The sequence below is a fragment of the Eubacterium sp. AF19-12LB genome, from assembly GCF_003479125.1.
Taxonomy (GTDB): domain Bacteria; phylum Bacillota; class Clostridia; order Lachnospirales; family Lachnospiraceae; genus Eubacterium_U; species Eubacterium_U album.
The window spans coordinates 1-21,485 of sequence record NZ_QUGP01000011.1 but is presented as its reverse complement, the minus strand read 5'-3'; the positions used below and the strand labels follow the sequence as shown (position 1 = coordinate 21,485).

Here is a 21,485-nt window from a genome sequence, read left to right as displayed (position 1 = left end):
ATCTGTAACTTGTAACAGTTTATTTATTCTTCTGCTGTCTGTTTATTCTTTGTAACCGGACTCTTCAAACTATATCTGAGACTGATTTCTTCTATCTTATTTTTTGTCATAAGCAAAAATGTATTTGTACTTTCCATAGGAACTATCGCGTCTAACTGTTTTGTAAATACGTGTTTAAATTTAACCACGCCTTTAAGGGATATCAATTCACATGTAACGTCGTCATACATTAGCACGTTTTTTCCTGCAAATTTAACATGGTCCAAATTCATCTCTATTTCCTTAGACATGATTTTTTCTCCACTCAAAGAATACACTTCCATTTTATATGGAGTATCCCCTTTTGAGTTTTCAAATATAAGTCCTACATATTTTTCATTATAAAATACCTTTTGTATTTCTTTATCAAATTTTATTTCTTTTCTAATTGTTGGCTTTTCTTTCATCTTATATATAGTAAGAACATTATCACCAATCGCTATCGCATCTTCATTTGACACAAAATATACTGCAGGTACTATAGTTTCTCCATATTGATTAAATGTGCCTACCACTCTGTCAACTTCGTCTTTACCTACATTTGAGAAGTTATAGAAAATTACCTGATTTTCAGTACTTCCTTCCTTAATTGATAAGTACGATGTCATCATTTTCTCACCATCATTTGAATTTGAAAACGATAATGGGAATCCATTTTCACTAAGCAATGATTTGTGTGAAACGATAAGATTTCCTTCTTTATCATATAATTCAATATAATTTGCACTTGCTTCTTCTAAAAGTGCCGCAACCACACCCTGTTGTGCCACTTCAATTTTAATTATAGGATAACTTGTGTTTACTTCACCGACTTTTCCTTTTTTATTGAAAATGTAAATAGTATTACTATTCTTATCCGCTATCGCTAAATAATCTCCACAAACGTCTACTATTGGTGATTTCATTTCATACGCTTCGTTCCAAATGGTTTCTGTTCCATTGATGTACGAAATTCCATCGTTACTATATTTTACTACAAATTCGCCAAACGCCTGATACTGGCTGTTTGTTCCTGTTTCTATCTTTATTGTCTTTCTGACTTTGTAGTTATTGTATGTGCGATAAACACAAAATAAATATATTGCTAAAAGTAATGCGCATACAATTCCAATTATTGTTATTACCTTTATTTTTAGATTTCTTGATTTATCTTCCCGTGATTTTTCTGACTCAATTACTGTATCAGGTCTAATCACTCTGAGTTTTCTTCTTTTCTTTGCTAACTTCACTTTTCTTACTTCCTGTACCTTATCTGCGTTTCAGTTTTCCTCAATTATATTCTTTTATACTTCAATGCACAATGTACATTTTATTCAGATTATACAATATATATTTTTTTATGGCAATTTTATCTGCTGACCTTCTATTATTTTGTAATCGTCTCCTATTCCGTTAAAAGCCTTTATTCTGTCAACCATATCACTATTTCCATAATATGTCATACTGATATCATATAAGGTTTGTCCGGGAGTTACTGTATGAATTGCTCCTCCATATATGCCTGCCTGTACATTTGTTGATTTGTTTTGTGGTTCAGTTTCCGTTCCTGTTCCATCATTATTTGGTTGTGATTGGGCATTATCCTGTATATCGGATTGTGTGTTTGATGAATTATTCTGCTGCGTTAATCCGCTATTATCCTGTGATTCAGATTGCTGCGTCTGCGATAAATTATCATTCTGCATATCATCTGTCTTAGGTTGTGATGAATTTTGTCCATCATCTGGATTGGTCTGTGAAGAATCATCGTTCTGCCCATTTTCAGATTGCTTTTGCTGTGTATTCTTTTTGTCATTCTTTTCTTTCTTACTATCAGATTTTGTTTCGTTGTTATTCTCCGTGCTTTCTGATGTTGATAGTGAATCTATTATCTGATTTACTGCCTGAGAATTTTTGTTGTCATTTATATTTTCCAATGATGTTTTTATATTTTTTAATTCACCATAATTATTTAGCATAACAATTGTTGACAGTAAAAGAGCAATTATTAGCAAACCACTGATTCCAACCGCTACTTTGCTAACTTTGCCTGAATTTTCACTTCCATTTTTATGTTGGTTTTCAATTTCTTTTTTTCTTTCACTTATAGCTTTTCTAAGCTGAAACGAATCCGAAATTCTGCTGTTTTTTTCTGCAATGCGTTTCTGCTTATTTTTTCCATTTAATTTTTCAGGTGTTTCCGTTTTGTTATCAACCTGCTTATTAGCATATATGTCCTTTTTCTTTTTTCCTAAAATGTCAGGCATTTCTATCGTCTGCCCGCTCTTTGTGTTTGCCTCCTCATCGTTTTCTGATTTTTGGTTTTTACTTTTAGACGAAGCTTTATTCATTACAACGCTATGATTTTCATTTTCTCCATTATATTTATTTGCCTCTTCTTTTATTAATTGTTCATCATTTTCCTTTATTATTTTACCATCTGTTTTTTTATTATTTTTTATATTTTCCTTAATATTTTCATTGATACTATTTTTATTTTGTTCCCTCTCCCTCACATATTTTTTCATTTTCTCATTTTTTTCATAATATATGTAATAGCCGCTTTGTCTGTTCAAATTTCCATTTTCATACACAAAAAATCCGTCTTCATTTTCCGTTCTATCACTTAAAAAGCAGACTTTATCATTTCCGGCGAAGTTATCAAGATGTATTTTCTTTATTCCTGACATATCATCTTTTACTCTGTACGGAACAGATATGAACCAGCCCACAATATCAAATTCGTCAAAGTATCTTTTTATATCTTTATATATGTTTGTCCAAATTTCATCGTTAAATATTATGCTGTTTTCGATTACGTCGTTTACTTCTGCCATTCCTTTTACAAATATGTATGAATAACCTTTTACCTTTTTTGTTTCACCAAGAAGAACACCATATCTTATGTTATCTTCATTTTCCGGTTCCTTTTTTAAGTTGCTCATTACATAATCTTCTACATATATTTTCTTTTTAGAATTGTTGTCACCAATTTGGCGAATGTTTTTTGGCAACCTTACTTCACTTTGTCCTTTGGATTCTTTTCCATTATAAACCATCTCTATCATGAGCCCTCCTCTACATTTATTTCTTGTAGAATATAGCACATGAAAAAAGCACAATTTGTCAAATTAGGTTTTGTAAAAATATATGTAAAAATTCTTTTGCGACATTCATCGAAAAAATGCGGTTAACTGTGATGGGGCCTTTATTTATAAAAAGCTTATCACTGTCAACCGCATTTTCTTATTATGTTTATATTAATTATGTATGGTTTAATGTATTCCCGACTATTTGAGACTTAAATGTTATTTCTTTTAATCTCTATACAAATATACCCGGCTTAAATTATTTGTTTTACATATCCATAATTTCGCTAAATACTTTACCTAAGCTGTCATTAATAACTAAATCTGCTCTTGAATCTCTTATTGTCATTGTCTTATTAATTAATACAAGCTTGTCCCCTTTGTAATAATCAATAAGCCCTGCTGCAGGATATACTATAAGGGAAGTTCCTCCTATTATAAGAACGTCTGCTTCCTCTATTGCTTTAATAGCCTTCTCAACGATTTCTTCGTCAAGTCCTTCTTCATATAAGACTACGTCAGGCTTTATATCTCCACCACATTCGCAATGTGGAACACCTTCTGAATTTTTTACATATTCAAAGTCATAAAACCTTCCACACTTTTCGCAGTAGTTTCTCATTACAGAGCCATGAAGTTCATATACAACTTTGCTTCCTGCCATCTGATGCAATCCATCAATATTCTGAGTTACAATTGCTTTTAATTTACCCATCTGTTCTAATTTAGCAAGAGCCTTATGTGTGACATTAGGCTGCGCACCTTCATATAACATACGATCTTTATAAAATCTGTAAAACTCTTCTTTATTCTTCATATAGAAAGAATGACTAATAATTTCTTCCGGTGGGAATTTGTATTTCTGGTTATAAAGTCCATCAACACTTCTAAAATCCGGAATACCGCTTTCTGTTGAAACTCCTGCACCTCCAAAGAAAACAATATTATCACTTTCTTCAATTATTTGTTTTAGTTGTACAACCTTATCCTCCATCTTATGGTTCTCCTGACTTTTTAACATATAATATAGACCATTATACCATTTTTCTTTTATTATTCCACAACAAATTCCATATCAGCTAACATTATTATATCCCCTAACTGAAACATTACCTGCGTATGTGGCTTTAATTTTTCGCCATTAACAAAAGTTCCATTAGATGAGTTTAAGTCTTCTATATAATATCCATCCATTTCTTCATATATTCTTGCATGAACTCTGCTTATAAACTGCTCTTCTAATTTATAGTCTGAACTTTTCCCACTTTTACCTATAATGCATGGAAATCCATTTGGAATTATTGTTACAGGATTTTCTATGTCAGTACTCCTTAGTAAAATACCTGTACTATGAACATTTGATGTAAGAAGAACCGTAGCCTCTTCATCAATAGAATCCCTTTCTTTAACAGGCATTTCACTTGCTACAAATTTTTCAATATCATCAAATCCATCCGTCTCCTCTAATTTTATAAAATTATTTTCTAAAAGTTCTTCTCTTTTCTTTGGTTTACTTCTCTTCCAGAATTGCCACCATTTCTTACTCTTTGTGTTTGTTTTTCCATTCTTATTTTTTGCACTATCCTTTATATTTTCCTTTATTTCTTTATTCTTTTTTCTATTTTTCTCTTTTTCTTTTTTCTTATTTGCCCTTTTCTCTTTTTGTTTTCTTTCCTTTTCGTTTTTATTGCTGAATCTTTTATTTATATTGTCATTTTCAAAATCTGTACTATCAAAATATTCGTCTGCATCTTCTTCTATAATATTATCCAAATCTTCCAAGTCATCATTTTGCTTTTCATTATAATAATTGGATTTTTTAGCCTTTTCATATGAATACTTATTAATATTATTTCCTGGCATTTTTATATTTTCAGCTACATATTCTTTTAGCTCTGTAATTGTAAAATTCTCTGATATTATTTTCTGTTGCAGTCCATAACCTATTACAACCGCTTCCCTATCATTATGATTTAAAAGTTCTAACAATTCTAAAAAAAGTCCGTTCAGACCTTCTTTCATTCCCTGCTCAGTAAATGGATAATAGCAAAAATTATATACTTTCTTTTTTGAATCCCAGTAAATCATGTCCATATCAAAAACTATATTGTTAATATCAAGCAAATATTCCTTCATAGATTTTGCTACTATCGCCATACTGTTTATAAACTGTTCAATATCTTTGGCTCCTACTTTATTTTTTACAAATAAACTTCTCATGGAATTTTTTGACGTTATATCATAATAGAATTGGTTTTCATTATTAATCTTCTTTATATTTATACTTAAAATTCCTTCTATTTTATTATTAATCAACATCTGAAGTTTGTAGTCATTTTCCACGTCCTTCTGATTTCTTATAATCATATAATTATTTATTCCGTCTTTCTTATAAGATATTTCCATTCACACCCTCAACTTTCTTTACCTGCCTTTATCAATTTGCTTTAGAATCAATAACTGCCTTGCAAATATACATCTTTTGCTCATCCATATTTTTCTCTATTTTAATTTCTATATCTTCATCATTATCCATAATATTTTTTATCCATCTCATTTGAAAATTATATTTACTTTCTATCGTAACCGCACTTTTATTTACCTTTTTTATCTTATTATCCGCTACAAATACCGGTATCGAATCTATAGCTTTTGTGGCTAACCTTTCCATTTCTGTTTTCTCATTTTTATCATACATTTCTATGCATTTACCATAAACATATACCTTTGTAACAACTATGTCATGAAGATAAAATGCCATAAATAAAGTAAACGCCAGCATTAAAAACACCATTGGCATTACAAGGCTTGCTTCTATTGTCATTTCACCTTTTAACTTAGGTTTTTGTTTTAAGTCTATAAATTTTTGCTTTAAGTTTATAATTTTTCCATAAACTTCCACCCTATCCTCCACCCTCTTTTTATATTTCATCTTACATTCTCACCCTCTTAAATTATTTACTATCACACATATTTGTCCTATTAGTAAAAATGGAGCTAACGGAATTGTTGTTTTCTTATTAGACAAAACTTTAAATATTGCTATTAATGAAACAAAAATAAAAGCCCATACCAATGCTGAAAGTAAATACACTACATTCATAAATAATCCTAATGTTATTATCATAATTCCATCCCCAATTCCTATTTGCGACGAGAAAAGCATACTTAAAATCAGAAGAACTATTCCCGGCATTAATGCAAATATCAGCCCCTCCATATTTCCATTTAAGTAAAGCAAAGCATACGCAATACCAACTATAAAAAATATTGTGCAATATATTAAATTTAATTCTTTCTTTTTAATATCCATTATCGTGCATCCACATAAATACACTCCACTAATTATCCAATTTAACATCTTACTCTATTGTTTCACACTGAATTAAAATTTACATACGAACAACTTACACTATGTTTAACATCCTATTCTGTTGCTCCACACTTACTACATGCATTTTTCGTTTCTACCTGAGAAATATCTAATGTAATTACCCTTCTTGTAAGTCCTCTGCAATTTATGTCCGTGTGATATTTCTTTCCTTCCTTCGTTATAAAAACCACTTGGCTATCAGCTATTTTTTTATTCACACAAATACTGCATGCTTTATATTTGCTCCCGCTACCGGTTCTTCTTTGTGTCATTTCCAAATAAGAAGTTTTTTCTATGTTTAAATTTAAATATGTACAGTCAATATTTGTGTGATAAACTTTTCCTCCATCCGTCATATAAACAAGGTTCAACTGTTGTGTTAAGTCACGTCCTGTCCATGCCTTCATTCTTGCTCTTTGAACAATTTGAATCTGATTGTCTTTAGAAAAATAGGGATATTTATACCTTGAAATAGCTATTATGTCTACCAGACCATCATTCATATCCACTTTACTTTTACTCAAATCAACCAGCTTTTGAGCACTATTTTTCACGCCTATTTCTTTAACCAGTTTTCCATATAAATAAGCTACACCTATTACATTTTCCTGACAAAATTTATTATTGTCCTGTCCTATTTCGTCATTGTCTACATCATCCTTTTTATTTTCATATTCTTTAAACTTACTGTTAATGCTTCTCCGTGTTTCTTCCCCGTTTTTGTCATTATTTGTAATATTATTGGCAATTTCCAAATAATACATTTTCTTTGCTGTATCCTTTGCAATATTATTTATATTCATCTGCATAGAAACCTGCCAGTTAAACATCAAAATAAAATGAATCATTGCAAAAGATGCATATAAAAATACTGACATGGCAAGCGCCGCCTCAATCGCTAATGAGCCCTTTAAATTATTTGAACTTTTTATATTACATGAGTTATTTACATTATGTAAGGCAAATAAAAATACCCTTTTTCCAGACAAGTTATAAAATTTACGCTTTTGCACTTGGAGAGATGCACATTTGTTATTATTTTTATTTTTTATTATTGTTTTATTTGGCTTTATTGTTCTTATGAAAAAGGGCATTATTATTTACCTCACATTTATTCTGCTAATCAGATTTTTACAAAACTCTCAACTATCTGTTTAAATTTATAATTCTTAATATTGTTTTCTATGTTCGACGTTGTTTTTAATATTACGTTCTATGTTCGACGTTGTTTTTAATATTACGTTCTATGTTCGACGTTGTTTTTAATGTTACGTTTTATGTCCGACGTTGTTTTTAATATTGCGTTCTATATTCAACGTTGTTTTTAATGTTGCGTTCTACATTCAACGCTATTTTTAAATCAGTACTCATATTCCATCTTGGTTTTATAAACATAACTTTCGTTATTGTTACCTATTAAATGTGACACTATTGGTAACGACGTAAATACCGGTTCTATTCTAAGATTTGCTTCAACTTCACACATTCCAAAACACTCTGAAATTAAAAAATCCTTATTATATCTTTTTTGCATATTTACCTGCACTAAATCCATAGTTCTAAAAACAGTATTTTTTGTTTTCTGTGTCATAATCATTGTCTGCAAATACTGTGTATAAGTTAACCCTGTATTGTTTTTACGTCCGTCTTCAAATGTCCCGATATTTTTTATGCTGCTATTCCAGTTTTCACTGTTTTTCACTATCGGTACTTTTTCTCCATTTAATAACTGCCTTACATCAATAACCGCTTCTGTCAGTGCCCACGCCTCTATTATTACTGCCTGAGCAACCGGCGTTAAAAATGGCATTCCAATAGCCGTGGCTACCGTTTCAGCCAAAGTTGTTATTTCCTGCATCTTTTCGCCATCCGTTATTAAATACGCTCCATTTGATAAATTTCTAACTTCAACTAATTTTTTAATAGTCTCTGTAAGATTGTCTTTATCATTTAAATTTCCATTTAAAATGTACTCCATTTCGTACTTTAAGGCTGTATCATCATTTCCATATTCAGAAATTTTTGCATAATTGTTAAAGTACAATTCTATATACTTCACAAAGATTCCTTTGTTTGTAATATCCTTTATTAAATCTGCTTTCTTATTACCATCTGTTTCTAATGTTGTTGGCAGATTTAGATTTCTTATCTGCATTGTAGATATATTGTTTACATCCTCTAAAACAATTCCTAATACACCATCGCTTATTAAACTTTTTGCTCTTTCATATAAGTTTTTTTCTTCTTTAGCATCGCCATTAGAATTTCCTTTTTTTAGATCCCATAAACCTTTTTCAATGCTTTTTACCTTATCAAGCAATTTTTCTATTTCACCGATATTACTTTGATTAATATCTGCATCCACATTTGAAGCTGTCATTATTTCTTCTATTGAATTTTTTATTGTTTTCAAACTTTCTCTATCTACTTCTATATAATCCTCATATCCTGAAAAATCGCCATTCATTTCTTTTTCTATAGCATTTTTATTTTCAACATATGTATCCATATCTGTTAAAGTTTTTGATATTAAAGTGTCTTCTATTTTCAATAGATTTTTTAGTTTCTTATATTTATTCCAAAACTTCTTAACCTTTTTATCGTGAATATTTTGATTCTGGTTTTGACCCGTTACATTTGTTTTTAAATCATTAAATTTCTGAAACACCGCTGACATTTTTCCTTTTAACTTTTCTGTGTTTTTTAGTTCATCAATCTGAGTGTTTATTTTTTCTACGATTCCTATCATTTCTTTTGAAACATCATTGGCTATATTTGTAACATTACTATTTTCTTTTATTTCATTACATGTTTCCTTATTATTATTTTCTTCTTCGGAATCGGAAATTAATTTATTAACAGCATCAATTCCCACAATATATTTTGCATAATCAACTACTTGTTTTACAAATAAGTCTCCTTCTTTATCTGTGGCGTATTTTTGTTTTAAAATATTTACACTTTCTATCTCCATATTTGAAAAATCATAATTTTTAAAATCTAAATCTGCCATATTTATATTATCCTGCATATATCTTGTAACCTGATTACCTAACGGCTCCTGTTCCCATGCAAGTAATATTCCATAATCCTGATATAACTGTTTTCCATATCCTGCAAAAACGGATTCAACTGCCATATATGTTGCAGCTTTTCCTTCCATTTGCGAAACACTTATTCTTGCTGACTCAATTACAGTACATACAACAACTATAACCACAGTTATAACCAGGCTTAAAAATATAGTTACGCTTGCTTTTAATCTCATTAAAACTTGCCTACTTGAGTTTTTATTGAAGTAAATATTCCATCTGCAATATCTCCTATCTGTTTCTTAAAAATTAGTGCAAGTCCAACTAAAACCAATATTATTAAAATAACTTCAATTACACCCATACCTGACTCATCTTGTCCAAAATCTACTAAATTTTTCTTTAATTTATCTATTAAACCTCTCATATATTTCTCCCATTTCTACATTATTTATGTTGCTATCCTGTTTTATATTTTTATTGACATAAGTGCCGGAGCCACGACAATGCCCATTGCTACAATCAACATTATTATCATTGGTCCTAACAGTTTCGTTCCGACTTCCTCTCCTTCTTTTAATGCCTTATTTTTTCTTTCAATTAACGCATTATCCATTTCCTCCTGCAAAGCTACTGCCATTTCTCTTGTTCCACGTTTAATGTTCTGTTGTAAAATATTTGCCAGTTTTATATAGCAATGAATTCCGCTTCTTTTTCCATATTCACTAATAGCCTGCTGTTCATTAATACCACTATTCATTGCATTTAATGTATAATCCAGTTCTTCATATGCATATCTATAGCCTAAATTCAAATTTCTTTTATACTCTGCAACAATTCTTTCCAAACCATTTCGTATCGACATGCCGGCACCATTATATAAAAGCAGCTTACTAATAATTTCAGGATAATCCCTTACCATCTGACTTTCTCTTTTCTTTAAATTTTTGTCCAGATTTTTGTCTTCAAAAAAGAATATTGCAATAGCAAAAATCAGCCCTATAATTATAAATTTATCTGCAACGGTGTCTACATCACTATAAAATTCAATACTTTTACCATTTATTTTTCGGGGTAGTTTTATAGTTTTTTCATACAGATTTTCATCTGCTATTTCCTGAACCTTATCCTGTACTGAATCAATTTCATCATTCCCGGTGATATGCAAAGGAATTTCATATATTATCGTTACATCCTCTAAAGACAAATAACCTGTAAGTTTTACATCATCGCCCTTATCATTTATTTCCTTAATAATTTTTCCTGATGAATCAATAACATCTTTTTTATCAATTTCCCATCTTATATCAATTTCCTTATCATCATCAGTTGTTATTAAATTCAGTTTTTTCGAAATGTTATTAACATTTTTGTTCTCACCTAGAACTTTTTTTAATATTTCCGGCTTTTTTTTATCAAGTTGTTCATAACATTCATCAATAGTCAAACTTTTTTCTGCAGCGTTAACAGTTATTTCTTCACTGTTATCTTTACCTTTTGCAATGAGTGAATACTCTTTTTCTCCCTCACCCGGATTATTTCTTTGTATTTCTGATAATTTATTTTTTGCTTCTCCATATTCATTAACACCTATACCCAATCCAACAATTAAAACTATTACTAATACAGCGATACTATTCGCTATCTTTTTACTCATATACAAATATCGGTATTCATCTATGTCTTCCCTGACATATAGTTTCTTTAATTTTGAATCACTTTTTTTATATAGGTTTTTGCATTTTTTCACAACAAATTTATCATTTATCCAAAAACATAATCCATAAAGTTTTAACAAAGGATGCTCGTCCTTATCCAACTTATTTTTTAGTCTTTTTCTATACTTTATTTTGTATCTTCCTGTCACTAATAAAAGTATAAGTAAAATTACTAAACCACTACTACATAACACTATACCTGCCATCTATTCTCCAATTTCATTCGCTATCATTTTCCCTGATATCTAACAATCTATATTTCATTACCATAATCCATCTTTCCAAAATCATTAAATCTCAACCTCAATAATCTTCAATAAAATAATTAAATTTCAACATCCATAATTCTTTGTGCCCATACGATTGCCAGTACATACGCTATTAACCCGATTGTCATAATGCCTTTTCCCATCCATGTTTCATACATAACATTTAAAAACCCCGGTGAAGAAATCAGCATATATCCAATTAAAATAACGGGAACTGTACTCATTATTTTTTGTTCATATTTTTTTCCGTTTATAGCTACTCTTATTTCCTCTTTTACTTCTGATTTCTGTCGTATATTATCAGCTACGTTTTTTACAACATGAATCATATTTCCACCTTTTTTCTGCGCTATTTCAAATACGGCTACAAACAAATTTAAATCTTCTATATTTGCCCTCTCTGCAAAATTTTTTAACAATTTTTCTAACGGAACATTTAATTTAATTCCTGATAATATAATCCTTAATTCCTGGCAAATATAACTGTTATAACCATGCATTCCCAACATCTCTTTATAACTTTCTTTTAATGCTGTTACTGAAGATGCGCCTGCACTCATCGCATCAGCCATTCCCATTAGCATATCTTTAAACTGTGCCTCTAATTCTTCTTTACGCTTTCTTTTTAATTGCAATTTTTTAATTCTTAAAATAACTATTATTAAAGGTGATAAAAGCACTGCATATAAATATTTGCCATAAAATAATTTGGCAATCATAAGCACACATCCTATTGCCATTATCAGATACTTAAACAGCTCTTTCCTGTTAAACACATACTTTTCGTAATCCATTTATACACCTATATTTCTATTCCATGTGCTGCTAATTTTTCATTATTTTTTAGTTTCTTTTCTGTTTTTTCCAAACTACCCTGCACAATACCATTTCTTTCACCTGTTTCCTTATATACATATAATGGTTGAAGTTTTATTTTTTCATTTTCATCTTTCACCATCTCGTGTATGGTCATAACTTTTCGTGTCTTATCCCTTAATCTTCCCAAATGAACCACTATATCTATTGCTGCTCCAATCTGTGATTTTATTGCTTCAAGTGGTATATCAATTCCTGTCAAAACCATGTTTTCAAGTCTGTACATCATATCTTGTGCAGAGTTTGCATGACCTGTACACATTGAACCGTCATGTCCTGTATTCATGGCCTGGAGCATATCCACCGCTTCTGCGCCTCTTACTTCTCCCACAATTATTCTGTCCGGCCTCATTCTCAAAGCTGTCTTTATTAAATCTCTGATTGTTATTTCATTTTCACCCTCAGTATTCGCCTGCCTTGTTTCCATTCGTACCAAATTATCAGTATTGAGCAATTGTAATTCTGCCGAATCCTCTATCGTAATAATTCTCTCATCCTGCGGAATATAATTGGACAATGCATTTAAAAATGTAGTCTTGCCTGAACCTGTTCCTCCACTTATAAAAATGTTGTATCCACCCTCTACAAGTTTTTTAAGAAAATCGGCTGCCTCTTTTGTGATAGAACCCCATTTAATCAAATCTTCCATTGTTATCTGGTCAGCCGGAAATTTTCTAATTGTTACTGCGGCTCCATCAATCGCAACAGGGGGCAAAACCACGTTTACTCTTGAACCGTCAGGCAATCTTGTATCCACTATAGGATCAGACTGATTTACCCTTCTATTTGTTGCTGAAACAATCTGCTGAATTACGTCCTCTAACCTTTCTACCGAAGGAAATTTCCCATCTATTTTTACAATTCGGCCAAATTTTTCTGCATAAATATTGTCCACTCCATTAATCATAATTTCAGAAATATTATCATCTGCCAAAAGTTCCTCTAAAATTCCAAGTCCTCTGATTGAATCATACAATTGTCTATGTATCTCCCATCTGTCATAAAGTGGCATAAGTCTGCACTTGGCAACTCCTGCAATAACATAATCAATTATTTCATGAAGCTCTTCATCATTAGGATTTCTTGTCATGTCTATCTCTTCAATTATTTTTTCACGCAATTCTTCTAAATCAACTTTTGTTTTCAAGCCACTTCCTCTTTTAACAGTTTTCTTATAAAATCACCTAAACTACCCCAAATCTGCTTATCAAAATAATCTTCATCCCATTGGTTTTCATTACAAATAGGCAATTTTACCTTAACAATCTTATCTAACAACTCTTCCTGCTCTGTTTTAAATATAAATTCTTCAAATTCAGATATTTTCATAAGCGACATTCTGTCATCATTCATTGGCATATAAATTACGTTACAAAACTCCAGCACTTCATAAATGTCTTTAACCATATTACTTAAATCTAAAATTATCGTCTTATACATTCCTGAATTAATAATTGCCTGTATCATTCCTAACCAAACACTACTATCTAAACTTCTCAAGTCATTAGAAAACATCGAAGGCGGTATGTAATCCATTTCATTTATGCTGTTAACTATCGCTTTAAGTTTTAATGGTAACGACTCCGGATTCTGCTTGTAAAAATACATTAGGTCAGACAAATCTCCGCTGTATTCTTTATTAAAAATCTTTGACAATGCTGAAAACTCTTCCATATTTATATACAGGGTTTCTTTCTCTTTCGCTAAAACCTGTCCTAAAGTAATTGCAAATGTGGTCTTTCCACTTCTGCCAATTGGCGAATACACTCCAATTACTTCAACATCATCAACCAAAACTGACCCGACGCCTTCCGCAGTGCTTATATCGACATAATAATTTATTACTTCTCTTATAATATTTTCTGAAGATTGATATTTATAAATCGATGCATAACTTATATATTCGGCAAATACGTTACCATCCGTCAGCAAAATTATCTTTCCAATATTATATTCAGCAATATCATGCGTCATTGCAGTTGCAGATATCAACAAAATATCTATCTCTCTTTTTTTTGCAAATTCCTTAAGTGCCTCTAATTCTGTAAATGCAACCGTGCGAAACGGTATTCCTCTTTTGTCACTTATGTACTCCATAAGCGAATTCGCATAGTTGCTATCAACATCGTAAATTCCCAGCATACCTGTTTTCATTTATTTTGTTCCTTTCTATATACTTTTTGTTGTTTTTAGTGTACTCACATTATATATGCATATTTTCAAATTGTCTATACCTTTTTATAATTTTTTCTATTTTTCTTTTTGAATTTTACTGTTGACTATAAATTTCACTGTGTTATACTGATGTAGTATTGAATACTACATGTTATGTTTTGGAGGTGTCAAATGGCTAAAAGAATTAAATTAGACGACAGAGAACTCCCTGATTACACAAAAGGGGAAGAGATTTTTAATATGGTATCCCACATTGTTGGGGGAGCATTAGGCATAGCAGCTATGGTATTATGTATTATTATGGCAGCTAAACACGGAAGTGCTATCGGTGTAATAAGTAGTATCATTTATGGAATTACTCTTATTGACCTATATGCAATGTCCAGTATTTATCACGGTTTGAAACCGGGCAAAGCCAAAAAAGTTATGCAGGTTCTTGACCATTGCACTATTTACTTTTTAATTGCAGGAAGTTATACTCCTGTACTACTTGTTGCAATGATGCCTAAATATCCTGTTATCGCATGGGTTTTATTTGGTATTGTCTGGGGTTGTGCAGTAGTTGCATGTACGCTTACTGCTATAGATTTAAAGAAATATAACGTATTTTCCATGATTTGCTATTTAGCCATGGGATGGTGCATCATATTCTTTATAAGACAGACATTTGAAGTTATGGGAATGGGTGGAGTTGTATTACTTGTTTCCGGTGGAATTGCTTATACTGTTGGTGCTGTTTTATATGGGCTTGGAAAAAACCACAGATATATGCACTCTATCTTCCATTTATTTATTTTACTTGGAAGCATCCTTCATTTTTTTGCAATTTTACTTTATGCGTTACCACAATAATTTTCTGACGCTTTAATGTGAATTTTGTCTATTTTTCAATCACGTTATTTTTTATTTTGTCATATAGATATATTAAGAAAATAGTCGGATTTGAAAATGATTTATAATTATATACCCGTTTATATACAGCAAAGTTCACTTAGTGAAGGCTTTTTTATCAAGATGGATTCTTCTTTTTCTAACAAAATTGATTATGTTAAGGAAATGTACCCTAAAGCTTTTGCAAAAATTCAAAGTACTATAGAAGAAGAGTGCGATAAAATGGATTATGTCGGCAGTCCTATGTACGACGAATATCCTGATAAAACCAGACTTTTAGGTATCAGGGATAGAATTTTTGAGATTGTTCATATGGAAAATGCAGCCTGCGAAAATGATGTCTGCATAATATATCCCGAAGATGATTGGTTAAAAGATACAATTATGGTTCTTCTTTTATATGAAATTCAAAGAAGAAATCAATAGTAAATGACGTGCTTGTTTTTACAAGCGATAAAATTTAATTCATATAATACACAAAAACAGGGAGATAAGAACTTTATCTCCCTAAAAAAATAATGATTCGCATTTTAAGCTGCCAAGTGCTCAAAATAAAGGTTCACATTCAAAGTAGTGAAGCACTTAAATTAAAAGTTTGCATTCAAAGTAACGACGTGCTTAAATCTAGCAAGTATTCTTGCCTATTTACATTGTATGCAATTATTATTAATTTTGCCACTATAAATATTCTGCGACTTCACTCCTGAGTTTTTCCTCTATTTCTATTATTTGTTTTGCCATTTCTTTAGCATTTTTTTCAGCTTTTTCATATTGGTTTAAATATTTGTGCAAAGATTTAATTCCCATATTGCAACCATCTGTAATCAAATCCGCAATTGTAGCATCTCCGCTTTCCATTGTTGTTTTTACACCTGTTTTCACACGAGACATTCCTTTTGCTATTGGATTTGGTTCTTTTTCAAAAGCTTCTCTTTCATTTAACATATCATGAATTTGATTTCCTAGACTTTCATGATGCGATTTGCTTTCTTCTAGGACATTTTTCAACTGCTGACTTCCTACTTTATCAAGCATATTGTCTATTGACGCTACCGCCATTTTGGTCCCGGCATCGCATTCCTGCAACAACTTTATTGTATCAATACTTTTCATTTTCTAAATCCTTTTTATTTTTATATTAACCAAATTTAGAAAATTTATTAAATTTATCGACATCTATCATAATGAAAAACAATTTATACTTTGCGTCATTTAATTTGGATAATTCCCTCTTTTGTATTCGCATATCTCTTTTCTATGCAGTTAAAATATGTGCAAATTATAAATCCACTTCTATAATTCTATTTGATTTTTTATAGCGAGTATATTTTACACCTGCAGCGTCCATCATTCGTTTCGACGCCTTTACCCCTGGTGTATCTCCATATTTGTCCTGATCGTAAATAACTTCTTTTATTCCACATTGGATAATTGCTTTTGCGCATTCATTACAGGGAAATAATGTCACGTATATTTTTGCTCCTTCTAAACTTCCACCTCGGTAATTTAATATTGCATTCAATTCACTATGTGTTGTGTAAAAATATTTATTGTCATACGGGCTGTCACTTTCACGATTCCATGGAAATTCATCATCGTCACATCCCACAGGAAGTCCGTTGTATCCCATAGATAAAATCTTATTATCCTGACTTACTATGCATGCTCCAACCTGAGTATTTGGGTCTTTTGAGCGCATCGATGATAAATATGCAACTCCCATAAAATATTCATCCCAGGATATATAGTCTTTTCTTTTATAACTTCGCATACATGTACCTCCTTGTTGTCATAAGCTATACCTCAAGCACTGCACCTCAATTCCGCTTCGCTTCGGTTGTAGTCCTTCTTCTTTCTAAATAAGCACTTCACCTCAATTCCGCTTCGCTTCATTTCGGTCGCGCGCCTTCTTCTTTCTAAATAAGCACTGCACCTCAATTCCGCTTCGCTTCATTTCGGTCGCGCGCATGCGCGCTATATCAATAAGCAAAAATACGTTTTCTTTTGTGCTAGCACAAGAAAACGTATTTTTACTTATTGATGCAGTGCTTATTTAGTTCCGAATATTCTGTCTCCAGCGTCTCCTAATCCTGGTACTATATAGCTGTGTTCATTTAATTTTTCGTCTAATGCTCCGATAAACATGTCAACATCCGGATGTGCTTCCTGCATTGCTTTTACTCCTTCAGGAGCTGCTATGATACACATAAATTTGATATTTTTTACACCTTTATCTTTTAACATCTGAATTGCTGCTACAGATGAACCACCTGTTGCTAACATTGGGTCTACTACAAATACATCTCTTTTTTCACAATCTTCAGGTAATTTACAGTAGTATTCAACAGGTTTTACTGTTACAGGATCTCTGTAAAGTCCGATATGTCCTACTTTTGCTGATGGAATCATTGCTAACATTCCGTCTACCATTCCTAAACCGGCTCTTAAAATCGGAACTATTGCTAATTTTTTTCCACCTAATTCTTTTACTGTTGTCTTGCAAATTGGTGTATCAATTTCAACGTCTGTTAATTCTAGTTCTCTTGTTGCTTCATATGTAATAAGCATTGCAATTTCACTAATTAACTGTCTGAAATCTTTTGTTCCTGTTTCCTTTCTTCTGATAATTCCAATCTTGTGCTGAATCAATGGGTGATCCATTACCATTGTCTTTGCCATTTATTACTTCCTCCATCTTTTTAACTTAATTTTGGTACTCTTAATTTGTAAACCAATTTTCTCATTAATTCATTCAATGAGTCGTATAACTTACCATATTCCTGTAATTCTCCACCATAAGGGTCCGCAATATTTCCTGACTCATTTATAAATTCTTTGAATGTGTAAACATTCTGTGCCTCCGCATATTCCTCATATACAGTAGGCTTTAAACTTTCTTCAAATACTAAAACTAACACATCTTTTCCAAAGTCCGATTCACTTAATTGTTGTGATGCATATCCCTTTACGTCTAAATCTTTTGCCGCTGCTATCGCCTCAACTTTCTGATTTATCGGCTCCGGGAACAATACAATCAAGCCTCTGGATTCAATCTCAATTGGTTCTATTGGCATCTTCTGTCTTAAAATAGCCGCTGCCAACGGACCTCTTGATGTATCATCTTTCGTTACGAAGATAATCTTTGAATAATCCATTATGCCTCCAAATATACTATAAGTTTATTATGTTATAACCTGCTGCCTTAGTAAGTCTGTTCATAATCGCATCACCTACATCTTTTCTGGAAAATGTTTCTCCAAAAATAAACTGAGCTTCCATCTTATCAAAATCTCTCAGTGCTTTAAACAAATGATTTGCAATTGTTTCAGGCTTGTCCAAATCCCCTAGTGACACTATAACTACTCCATCATTTACCTTTCCTTCATAAAAATGTTTATTCTGGTCTGATGTAAGTATTCCCGTAACGTATCCCTGTGAATCCTTTTCATTGGCAACTTTAATTATTTCATTCGCAACCTTTTCTTCTTCTCCATCGTACATTCTAAAATCAGCTTTAGGTGCGTAATGCCTATATTTCATACCTGGAGCCTTCGGTCTAAGTCCGTCCGTAGGCTTTGTAAGAATCGCCTTATCCGTTTCTACTTGGTCTATTACTTCTTTTAACATTTCTTTTGTAATAAATCCTGGGCGCAAAATCATAGGCGGCTCAACTGTTACGTCAATAATCGTTGACTCCAACCCCATTCCTACCATTCCACCATCAATAATCATATCAATTCTGCCATCCATATCATCAATAACATGTTCTCCTAATGTAGGACTTGGCTTTCCTGATAAATTTGCACTTGGTGCAGCTATGCTAACACCTGATTCTTTAATAAGTGCCTGTGCAATTGGGTGATTTGGCATTCTTATAGCAACTGTATCCAATCCTCCTGTCGTGTCCTTAGGAACAATGTCACTTTTATTAAAAATAAGCGTCATCGGTCCCGGCCAAAAAGCATCCATAAGTTTCTTTGCCACTTCCGGAATCTCTTTTACCAACGGTTTAAGCATCTCTTCATTTGCTATATGTGCAATTAATGGATTGTCGGACGGTCTGCCCTTTGCCGCATAAATCTTCTTAGCTGCCTCTTTATTTAATGCATTGGCACCCAATCCGTATACAGTCTCTGTAGGGAATGCTACAAGTCCACCTTCTCTTATTATTTCTCCAGCTTTTTTAATTGATTCATTATCAATCTTTTCTGAATTCATTTTTACAATTAAAGTATCCATTTTTTGCCTCTTTTACTGAATTTTTCTAAATTCTACGTAAGCCCATACTCATTTTTTATAATACCATATATGGCATAAAATTACAAACATTACAGCCCTCTTTTGGACTTCTTTTGGGCTTCTACACATTTATAATTTGTCTTTATTTTTGCACGAAAAAATCGGTGCGACAGGATTCGAACCTGCGACCTCTGCGTCCCGAACGCAGCGCTCTACCAAACTGAGCCACGCACCGATTTAAAAAATTTTTTGATTCTTAGTGTATTTATTAAGAACTTTTATATTTTATCATATCTGTTAGTATTTTCAAGTTTTTTGTTACATCCGCATATGCTCTTTCCCTGTTTCCTGCATATGTATACCTTACAATTGTACCATCTGATTCCTTTTCTTCAAGCAGTATAGGCTACTTTTCTGTGTAGTCCCACACATACTCTTTTTCCTCTTTTTTCTTTTTGGTTAGTCCTGTTGTAATTGTTTCTTTTGTTCTGTTTCCAAGGCCGTCATTTTAATATGCTGACATTTAATGCAAAATCGCATCATCTCCACAGCACCAAGTGCTATGAAAACAATGCGTTCTAATTTTAAAGAAAAATATCTAATAATTACTTCATATATTATTATACGAAGTAATTATTAAATGTAGCCTTTCATAATATTTCAAATTCTGGTTTTAATGTAACTCATACAAATGCTCATAATAGGCCTATAAATCCTAATCCCTACAACCTTACTAGAAAAATTCAATCATTCATTAATATTTTAGTATTTTCTAGTCTTGACTTTATCTTTGTGAGAGGATGTGTCAGTTCAATTACATCTCTTTTAGCATAACTCTTCTTTCACTTCAGTATCTCCAAAAAATAAGTAAAAGAATAAACTACTATTACCAACAGTAAACTCTACTATCATACTCTCCTCTCCATAAACACACACCATTTTCTAAACCACATGAACAAATGAATATGCTACATCCACCATTTAAGAGTTCCGATTTACTTATTATATATTCTATATTATTAGAAATAATATCTCCTTGTAATTTTATTGCTCCAAACTTTGTTGAGTTTTCCACAAAAAAAACATATTTCATTGATTTACATATTACTTTACTTGTATAATTCAAGAAATCTTCTATTTCATATGTTTTTTTACAAAAAAAATACTTTTTCTGAGTATCCAAATCATCTAACTTAGCAATTATTTTTTCTTGTAATTGTAAAGTAGTATGAATATCATAAAAATCATCAATAGCTATTTCTATTCCATTATTTCTCCATTCTTTACAGATTTGTAGTATTCCATTTCTTCTTTTGGCTTCAACCAATCTTGTTTTATCCATTTATATCTCCATTTCCTATTTAAACCCATTAAAATCCTCTGGGAAATGTCCTGGGTATTGATTATATCTACCTTTACTGAACGGATTTCCTTTTGTAGCATCTGCACCATGAAAATGATTTCCACGTCCCATCTTATCAAAAGGATGTTCTATAATATATTTCTTTTCTCCACTTACATCAAATTCATACACAATTCTGTTTTCTGATGTTCCATCAAACACAAACTTGTGAGTTTTATATTCTGCTGACTTTGGAATACCTGTTGCTTCCTTCGCCTCTCTAAATACTTGTCTTCTAGTAGAACCTGTACCACCCTCATACGACACACTTCCTGCTTCATCTGCCATAAACCCTGCTAGTTTTCCACTCTTTGCAGCATTTCGTATTCCTGCCACTCCAAGCCCTGCTCCTGCAAACATGTAGCCGTTTGCTGCTCCGTTTATGACCGTGTCCTTTAATTCT

At 31.7% G+C, this 21,485-nt stretch carries 22 protein-coding genes and 1 tRNA gene; 2 read left to right on the top strand and 21 right to left on the bottom strand.

Annotated features, from left to right (window positions below; genetic code table 11):
* Window positions 1-23: 23 nt before the first annotated feature.
* The 13 genes from DWX29_RS10765 to DWX29_RS10705 all read right to left on the bottom strand — a co-directional run bounded on the left by DWX29_RS10765 (window position 24) and on the right by DWX29_RS10705 (window position 14,529).
* Window positions 24-1,268, bottom strand: a complete 1,245-nt coding sequence (locus tag DWX29_RS10765) for a DUF5711 family protein (RefSeq protein ID WP_118565837.1) — start codon at window positions 1,266-1,268, stop codon at window positions 24-26.
* 108 nt (window positions 1,269-1,376) lie between these two features.
* Window positions 1,377-3,086 carry a LysM peptidoglycan-binding domain-containing protein gene (locus tag DWX29_RS10760; protein WP_118565836.1) on the bottom strand — a complete coding sequence of 570 codons (1,710 nt, stop codon included), beginning with the start codon at window positions 3,084-3,086 and terminating at the stop codon, window positions 1,377-1,379.
* A 289-nt stretch (window positions 3,087-3,375) separates the two neighbouring features.
* Window positions 3,376-4,101, bottom strand: coding sequence for an NAD-dependent protein deacylase (locus DWX29_RS10755; protein WP_118565835.1), 726 nt, complete (start codon window positions 4,099-4,101; stop codon window positions 3,376-3,378).
* 59 nt (window positions 4,102-4,160) lie between these two features.
* On the bottom strand, window positions 4,161-5,513 hold the full coding sequence (locus DWX29_RS10750; RefSeq protein WP_118565834.1) for a DUF6382 domain-containing protein: 1,353 nt from the start codon (window positions 5,511-5,513) through the stop codon (window positions 4,161-4,163).
* A 31-nt stretch (window positions 5,514-5,544) separates the two neighbouring features.
* Window positions 5,545-6,039: a TadE family protein gene (locus DWX29_RS10745; RefSeq protein WP_147365051.1), complete on the bottom strand. Its 495-nt coding sequence runs from the start codon at window positions 6,037-6,039 to the stop codon at window positions 5,545-5,547.
* Between the two features lie 9 nt (window positions 6,040-6,048).
* A complete protein-coding gene (locus tag DWX29_RS10740) occupies window positions 6,049-6,420 on the bottom strand; it encodes a hypothetical protein (protein WP_158574539.1) in 372 nt (123 codons plus the stop codon).
* 113 nt (window positions 6,421-6,533) lie between these two features.
* Window positions 6,534-7,358 (bottom strand): hypothetical protein, encoded by an 825-nt coding sequence (locus DWX29_RS10735; protein ID WP_147365050.1) that lies wholly within the window; start codon window positions 7,356-7,358, stop codon window positions 6,534-6,536.
* Between the two features lie 482 nt (window positions 7,359-7,840).
* Entirely contained in the window at window positions 7,841-9,748 is a 1,908-nt protein-coding gene (locus DWX29_RS10730) for a DUF5702 domain-containing protein (RefSeq protein WP_118565831.1), read from the bottom strand.
* Complete coding sequence (locus tag DWX29_RS10725; protein ID WP_022089174.1) at window positions 9,748-9,939, bottom strand: Flp1 family type IVb pilin; 192 nt, start codon at window positions 9,937-9,939, stop codon at window positions 9,748-9,750. Before DWX29_RS10725 ends, DWX29_RS10730 begins: the two co-directional genes overlap by 1 nt.
* Window positions 9,940-9,981: 42 nt before the next feature.
* Window positions 9,982-11,436 (bottom strand): hypothetical protein, encoded by a 1,455-nt coding sequence (locus DWX29_RS10720; protein ID WP_118565830.1) that lies wholly within the window; start codon window positions 11,434-11,436, stop codon window positions 9,982-9,984.
* Between the two features lie 119 nt (window positions 11,437-11,555).
* Window positions 11,556-12,293 carry a type II secretion system F family protein gene (locus DWX29_RS10715; protein ID WP_118565829.1) on the bottom strand — a complete coding sequence of 246 codons (738 nt, stop codon included), beginning with the start codon at window positions 12,291-12,293 and terminating at the stop codon, window positions 11,556-11,558.
* An 8-nt stretch (window positions 12,294-12,301) separates the two neighbouring features.
* Window positions 12,302-13,465 (bottom strand): CpaF family protein, encoded by a 1,164-nt coding sequence (locus tag DWX29_RS10710; RefSeq protein WP_117910652.1) that lies wholly within the window; start codon window positions 13,463-13,465, stop codon window positions 12,302-12,304.
* Window positions 13,466-13,518: 53 nt separating this feature from the next.
* The gene (locus DWX29_RS10705) at window positions 13,519-14,529 is read right to left on the bottom strand and encodes a hypothetical protein (protein ID WP_118565828.1); all 1,011 of its coding nucleotides are present in this window, start codon (window positions 14,527-14,529) and stop codon (window positions 13,519-13,521) included.
* A 192-nt stretch (window positions 14,530-14,721) separates the two neighbouring features.
* On the opposite strand from DWX29_RS10705, the gene DWX29_RS10700 reads away from it, so the two are divergent.
* A complete protein-coding gene (locus tag DWX29_RS10700) occupies window positions 14,722-15,402 on the top strand; it encodes a hemolysin III family protein (protein WP_022089452.1) in 681 nt (226 codons plus the stop codon).
* Between the two features lie 96 nt (window positions 15,403-15,498).
* Complete coding sequence (locus tag DWX29_RS10695; RefSeq protein ID WP_022089451.1) at window positions 15,499-15,867, top strand: hypothetical protein; 369 nt, start codon at window positions 15,499-15,501, stop codon at window positions 15,865-15,867.
* A gap of 252 nt (window positions 15,868-16,119) precedes the next feature.
* Here DWX29_RS10695 and DWX29_RS10690 read toward each other — a convergent pair whose 3' ends face one another.
* The 8 genes from DWX29_RS10690 to DWX29_RS10655 form a co-directional block, all read right to left on the bottom strand.
* Entirely contained in the window at window positions 16,120-16,554 is a 435-nt protein-coding gene (locus DWX29_RS10690) for a hypothetical protein (protein ID WP_022089450.1), read from the bottom strand.
* A 166-nt stretch (window positions 16,555-16,720) separates the two neighbouring features.
* The gene (locus tag DWX29_RS10685) at window positions 16,721-17,212 is read right to left on the bottom strand and encodes a dCMP deaminase family protein (protein WP_022089449.1); all 492 of its coding nucleotides are present in this window, start codon (window positions 17,210-17,212) and stop codon (window positions 16,721-16,723) included.
* Between the two features lie 278 nt (window positions 17,213-17,490).
* Entirely contained in the window at window positions 17,491-18,120 is a 630-nt protein-coding gene (upp, locus tag DWX29_RS10680; protein WP_118565827.1) for a uracil phosphoribosyltransferase, read from the bottom strand.
* Between the two features lie 20 nt (window positions 18,121-18,140).
* A complete protein-coding gene (locus DWX29_RS10675; RefSeq protein WP_022089447.1) occupies window positions 18,141-18,596 on the bottom strand; it encodes a low molecular weight phosphotyrosine protein phosphatase in 456 nt (151 codons plus the stop codon).
* Between the two features lie 16 nt (window positions 18,597-18,612).
* Window positions 18,613-19,680 (bottom strand): L-threonylcarbamoyladenylate synthase, encoded by a 1,068-nt coding sequence (locus DWX29_RS10670; RefSeq protein ID WP_118565826.1) that lies wholly within the window; start codon window positions 19,678-19,680, stop codon window positions 18,613-18,615.
* Window positions 19,681-19,841: 161 nt separating this feature from the next.
* Window positions 19,842-19,915, bottom strand: a tRNA-Pro gene (locus DWX29_RS10665).
* Between the two features lie 651 nt (window positions 19,916-20,566).
* Window positions 20,567-21,022, bottom strand: a complete 456-nt coding sequence (locus DWX29_RS10660) for a hypothetical protein (protein ID WP_118565825.1) — start codon at window positions 21,020-21,022, stop codon at window positions 20,567-20,569.
* 15 nt (window positions 21,023-21,037) lie between these two features.
* A partial coding sequence (locus DWX29_RS10655) for an HNH/endonuclease VII fold putative polymorphic toxin (RefSeq protein WP_199663689.1) occupies window positions 21,038-21,485 on the bottom strand: 448 nt, incomplete at its 5' end.